This window comes from Terrisporobacter muris (genome assembly GCF_024621905.1).
Lineage (GTDB): Bacteria > Bacillota > Clostridia > Peptostreptococcales > Peptostreptococcaceae > Terrisporobacter > Terrisporobacter muris.
Genome location: NZ_JANKBY010000242.1, coordinates 1 through 5708, shown reverse-complemented (window position 1 = coordinate 5708; position 5708 = coordinate 1). Strand labels below are relative to the sequence as shown.

Genomic DNA, 5708 nt, shown 5'->3' with positions numbered 1-5708 from the left:
GTATGTAAGTACTTATAATATTATTATAGGTACTTGTTTGTTTAATAATTAAATTTTCTTATCTAAGAGTTTTAATAAAAATAAGGTTAGGAAAAAAAATATAAGAAATTTAAATAAAGTAGTTGAAAAATATAATGAATTTCCATATAATAATTTTAGAATTGAATAAATCCAAATGAGATTTACGAGAGACGTTTTTACTTATGTAAAAAGGCCGAAGAAGCAATCTGAAAATAGCCATTAAATTTTCAAGAGAAACTTTCAGGCAAAAATATCGTAAATTAATGGAACTCTGGAAAGACTTTGCTTATTAATTGGTAAAAGTCACCGACGAAGAAAATGAGTATTAAAACTCACTAAAACTTTCAGGTAAATGAACAGAGGATATGTGGCTACTATTTATAGTATCTACATATCCTCTTTTTTAATGTAAAGGAAGTTATAATTTCTAACTAGTTAATAGAGCGAGGTTGTTGTATTGAGTGGGAAGGTCAGGGTTGAGTTATTGACATAAAGTGATTTGTATATACAATGTCTCAAGCAAAGGTAATTTAATGTGAAAATATAATATTGGGGGGAAGATTAATATGATGGATGTAATGGAACTAAAAAGAACTAAGCTATATTCTACACATGAAAAATTGAATGCAAAAATGTTTGAATTTGCAGGGTGGGAAATGCCACTAGAGTATATAGGGGCGACCAAAGAGCATGATTATGTAAGAAGAAGTGCAGGGTTATTTGATGTTTCACATATGGGAGAGATAGAAGTTAAAGGAAAAGATGCTTTTAACTTTATACAATATTTAATCACAAATGATATTACAAATCTGAAAAAAGAAGAAATCATATACTCACCGATGTGTTATGAAAATGGAATGACAGTAGATGATTTACTAGTTTATATGATTAAGGAAGAAAATTATTTACTAGTAATCAATGCTGGAAATATAGATAAAGATTTTGAATGGATAAAAGAAAAAGGTGAAAAATTTGATGTAGAGATAAATAATATATCAAATTATATTGGTCAATTGGCAATACAAGGACCTAAAGCAGAAGCAATCTTATCAAAGTTAGTAGATGTAAATTTAAGTAATATAGAGTTTTATAAATTTAAAAATAATGTGGCTGTTTGTGGAGAAAAATGCATAGTTTCAAGAACGGGTTATACTGGAGAAGATGGATTTGAAATATATTGCAATAACAATGTTGTAGAAAAAATATGGAATGATATTTTGGAAACAGGAAAAGACAATATAACACCAGCAGGTCTTGGCGCTAGAGATACTTTAAGAGCAGAGGTGAATTTACCTCTATATGGACATGAAATAAGTGAAGAAATATCTCCAATTGAAGGGGGTCTTGGAATATTTGTAAAACTAAATAAAGAAAATTTCCTAGGAAAAGATGCTTTAACTAGTTTAAAATCACAAGAAACACAAAGAAAGCTAGTAGCTTTTGAAATGCAAGGTAAAGGAATGATAAGAGGCGGCTATGAAATAGAAGTAGATGATAAAGTTATAGGATTCGTTACTACAGGTCTTAAATCACCTACTTTAGATAAATTTATAGGTATGGCGATTATAGATTCTAACTATGCAAAAGTTGGAACTGAAATAGGAGTAAAGGTTAGAAAAAAACTTGTAAGTGCAGTAATAGTAAAAAGACCTTTCTATAAAAAACAATATAAAAAATCAGAATTAGTAAAAGAAGAATATAAACAATACCCATATATACCAGCAACACATGAAGACGAAGAAAAAATGCTTAAAGTATGTAAAGTAAATTCAATAGATGATTTATTCTCAGACATTCCAGATAATTTAAAACTTAAAAGAGATTTAGAATTAGAAGAATCAAAATCAGAATTAGAAGTTGCTACAATAGTAAAAAATATAGCATATAAAAATATAAGTACAGAAGAATTAACTTGCTTTTTAGGCGCAGGAGCGTATGATCATTATGTTCCTTCAATCATAAAACATATCACATCAAGAAGCGAATTTTATACAGCATATACACCATATCAAGCAGAAATAAGTCAAGGAACATTACAAAGTATATTTGAATTCCAATCAATGATAGCAGAAATTACAAAAATGGATATAGCAAATGCATCTATGTATGATGGCGCAACAGCAGCAGTAGAAGGGTGTTTGCTTGCAGTTTCCAAAACTAAACGTAAAAAAGTAGTAGTAGGAAAAACAGTTCATCCAGAAACAAGACAAATATTAAAAACATATTTACAATTTAATAATTGTGAAGTAGTAGAAGTTGATTATGATAGAGAGTTAGGTATGACGGATTTAAATAAATTAAAAGAAGTAGTAGACGAGGATACTGCTTGTGTACTACTTCAAAACCCAAACTTTTTTGGAGTTATAGAAGATGTAGATGAAGTTGGTCAAATAGCTCATGCTAAAAAAGCTATGTATGTATTAAGTGTAAACCCAATAACTTTAAGTGTATTGAAATCTCCAGGAGAAGTAGGAGCAGATGTGGCTGTTGGAGATGCTCAGCCTTTAGGAAATGCATTAAATTATGGAGGCCCTTATGTAGGATTCTTGGCTATAAAATCAGGTTTAATTAGAAAAATGCCGGGTAGAGTAGTTGGTCAAACAGTGGATAGAAATGGTAATAGATGTTATTGTTTGACTCTTCAAACTAGAGAACAACATGTTAGACGTGAAAAAGCAACTTCAAATATATGCTCTAATCAAGGATTATGCGCTTTAAACTCAGCGATTTATATGGCAACTATGGGCAAAAAGGGATATGAAGAAGTAGCAATGCAAAACATGCAAAAATCACACTATGCAGTTAAAAAAGTAAATGAAGGTGGAAAATTTACACCATTATTCAAAGGAAAGTTCTTTAATGAATTTGTTATAAAATCACCAGTAGAAATAGAAGAATTGAATAAAAAATTATTAGATAATAATATACTTGGAGGATATGATTTAGGTAAAGATTACCCTGAACTAAGTGGATGTACAATGCTTTGTGTGACTGAAAAAAGAAGTGTAGATGAAATAAATAAATTAATAGGAATTATGGAGGGGATGTAAAAATGAAAGAATATAATAGCTTATTAATTGAGATTTCTAAGGAAGGAAGAAAAGCTTATTCCCTTCCAAAATTAGATGTGGAAGAATTTAAATTAGATGAAATGTTAGATCACAACATGATAAAGAAAACAGATCTAGAATTACCAGAACTTAGTGAATTAGATGTTGCAAGACATTATACTTTATTATCAAATAAAAATTTTGGTGTGGATACAGGATTTTACCCTCTAGGATCTTGTACTATGAAATATAACCCTAAAATAAATGAAGATATGGCATTACTTAGTAAATTTACAAGTGTTCACCCCTATCAACCAATTGAAACAGTTCAAGGTTCTCTAGAACTGATGTACAATTTATCAAAAATGTTATGCGAAATAACAGGAATGGATGAAGTTACTTTACAGCCATCAGCAGGAGCGCATGGAGAATTTACTGGACTTATGATGATAAGAAAATATCATGAAAGTAGAGGAGATTTAAAGAGAACTAAGGTTATAGTTCCTGATTCAGCTCACGGAACAAATCCTGCCAGTGCAAATATGGCTGGATTTGATATTATCGAAGTTGAATCAACTAAAAATGGAGCTGTTGATATAGAAAAATTAAAAGAAGTATTAAATGATGAAGTTGCAGCATTGATGTTAACGAACCCAAGTACTCTAGGATTATTTGAAAGAAACATAGAGGAAATTGCAGCTCTAGTTCACGAAGCTGGCGGACTTTTATACTATGATGGTGCGAATACAAATGCAATAATGGGAATAACTAGAGCAGGGGATATGGGATTTGATGTAGTTCATTTAAATCTTCATAAAACTTTTGCTGCACCTCATGGTGGAGGTGGACCTGGAAGTGGTCCAGTTGGTGTAAAAAAAGATTTAATTCCTTATTTACCAATTCCTGTGATCGAAAAAATTAAAGGTAAATATTTGCTAAACTATGATAAAAAAGACTCTATAGGTAAAATTAAAAATTTCTATGGTAACTTTGCAGTAATGATAAGATCTTTTGCTTATATATTAACTATGGGAAGAGATGGGCTTAAAAAAGCAAGTGAAATAGCAGTTTTAAATGCAAACTATTTAAAAGAAAATTTAAAGGAAGATTACGATTTACCAATAGATGAAATCTGTAAACATGAATTTGTATTAAGAGGACCTCATGGAGAGTACAATACTATGGATATAGCAAAAAGAATGTTAGACTATGGATATCATCCACCAACAGTTTATTTTCCACTAATAATTAGAGAAGCGATGATGATAGAACCAACTGAAACTGAAAGTCTAGAAACTTTAGATAAATTTATAGATGCAATGAAATTAATATCAAAAGAAGGAAAAGAAAATCCTGAATTATTAACATCAGCTCCACACAATACTATAGTTAGTAGGGTTGATGATGCTAGAGCAGTAAAGAAACCTATCTTAACTTGGAAGAACAGATAAAATTAATATACCAAATAAAAAAATGACTAGAAAAAATTTTTCCTAGTCATTTTTTTATTTGGTGGGGAAAAGTTTACGGGAAAATAATCTAAGATGTATCTTCTGCTTAAAAGAATTAAGTCTTACTAATGAAGATATTGAAGAATATGAATTTTATACTTAACGAATAATTGTATATGTCATATAAGCCAAATATATAACTATAAATATTATACCTTGATATCTTACAAGGGAATTAGACTTTTTAATAAAGAAATATAAAAGAATAGTTATAGCGAACATAAATACAATATCAATTAAAGCAAACATACTTATATTTATAGGACTTATAGTAGCTGCTAACCCTAAAACTAAAAGTATATTAAAGATATTAGAACCAATAACATTTCCTATAGCTATTTCAGTTTCACCTTTTCTGACTGCTATTACAGATGTAACAAATTCAGGCAAAGAAGTACCAATGGCGACTATAGTTAAACCAACTAAGTTAGCACTCATTCCAAAAGAGGTAGCTATATTAGTGGCAGAATTTACGACCATATCTCCACCTAATATAATTCCTATAATTCCAATTATGCTAAGTAATATAGTCTTACCCATTGCCATTTCTTCTCCCACTTCTAATTCAGCTGTTGTAGCAGTTTCGGCTACAGATTCACTACTAGTACTCTTTGCATTCATAACTGTAGAGTATAGAAAATAAGCAAATAAAACTAAAAGAATTATTCCTTCTATACGACTTACATTCATGTTAATACCGAAAAGTAATAATAGTAGACTGATTAAAATCAAGAAAGGAGTATCTTTTCTAATTGTATTTTTCTCAACAGGTAATTTTGCCAATATGGCAGAAACACCAAGTACAACTAAAATATTAAAAAAATTAGAACCAACTACATTAGCCACACTCATATCATTTTGACCAGCCAGTGAAGATGTAATACTAACAGCAGCCTCAGGAGCAGAGGTACCCATTGCAACTATAGTAAGGCCTATTACCATAGGTGGCACGTTAAATTTTCTAGCAATAGATGAAGTTCCGTCTACAAATAAGTCAGCACCCTTTATAAGAAAAAAGAAGCCTATAATTAGAATTATAAATGACATATTAATTCCTCCTGTTAATCTATAATAAATAAAATTTAGAATATCATAATAATATGTAAATATTATTTTTATTTTGCAA

At 29.8% G+C, this 5708-nt stretch carries 3 protein-coding genes and 2 riboswitches; of the genes, 2 read left to right on the top strand and 1 reads right to left on the bottom strand.

Annotated elements, in window-relative coordinates; all coding sequences use genetic code 11:
* Window positions 1-175 precede the first annotated feature (175 nt).
* Window positions 176-287: riboswitch (glycine riboswitch) on the top strand.
* A 3-nt stretch (window positions 288-290) separates the two neighbouring features.
* Window positions 291-383: riboswitch (glycine riboswitch) on the top strand.
* Between the two features lie 204 nt (window positions 384-587).
* Both gcvPA and gcvPB read left to right on the top strand, forming a co-directional pair.
* Window positions 588-3071, top strand: coding sequence for an aminomethyl-transferring glycine dehydrogenase subunit GcvPA (gcvPA, locus tag NSA58_RS20775; RefSeq protein WP_074429794.1), 2484 nt, complete (start codon window positions 588-590; stop codon window positions 3069-3071).
* A gap of 2 nt (window positions 3072-3073) precedes the next feature.
* Window positions 3074-4522: an aminomethyl-transferring glycine dehydrogenase subunit GcvPB gene (gcvPB, locus tag NSA58_RS14895; RefSeq protein ID WP_039678093.1), complete on the top strand. Its 1449-nt coding sequence runs from the start codon at window positions 3074-3076 to the stop codon at window positions 4520-4522.
* Window positions 4523-4681: 159 nt separating this feature from the next.
* Here gcvPB and NSA58_RS14890 read toward each other — a convergent pair whose 3' ends face one another.
* Window positions 4682-5629 carry a calcium/sodium antiporter gene (locus tag NSA58_RS14890; RefSeq protein WP_039678092.1) on the bottom strand — a complete coding sequence of 316 codons (948 nt, stop codon included), beginning with the start codon at window positions 5627-5629 and terminating at the stop codon, window positions 4682-4684.
* Between the last annotated feature and the right edge of the window lie 79 nt (window positions 5630-5708).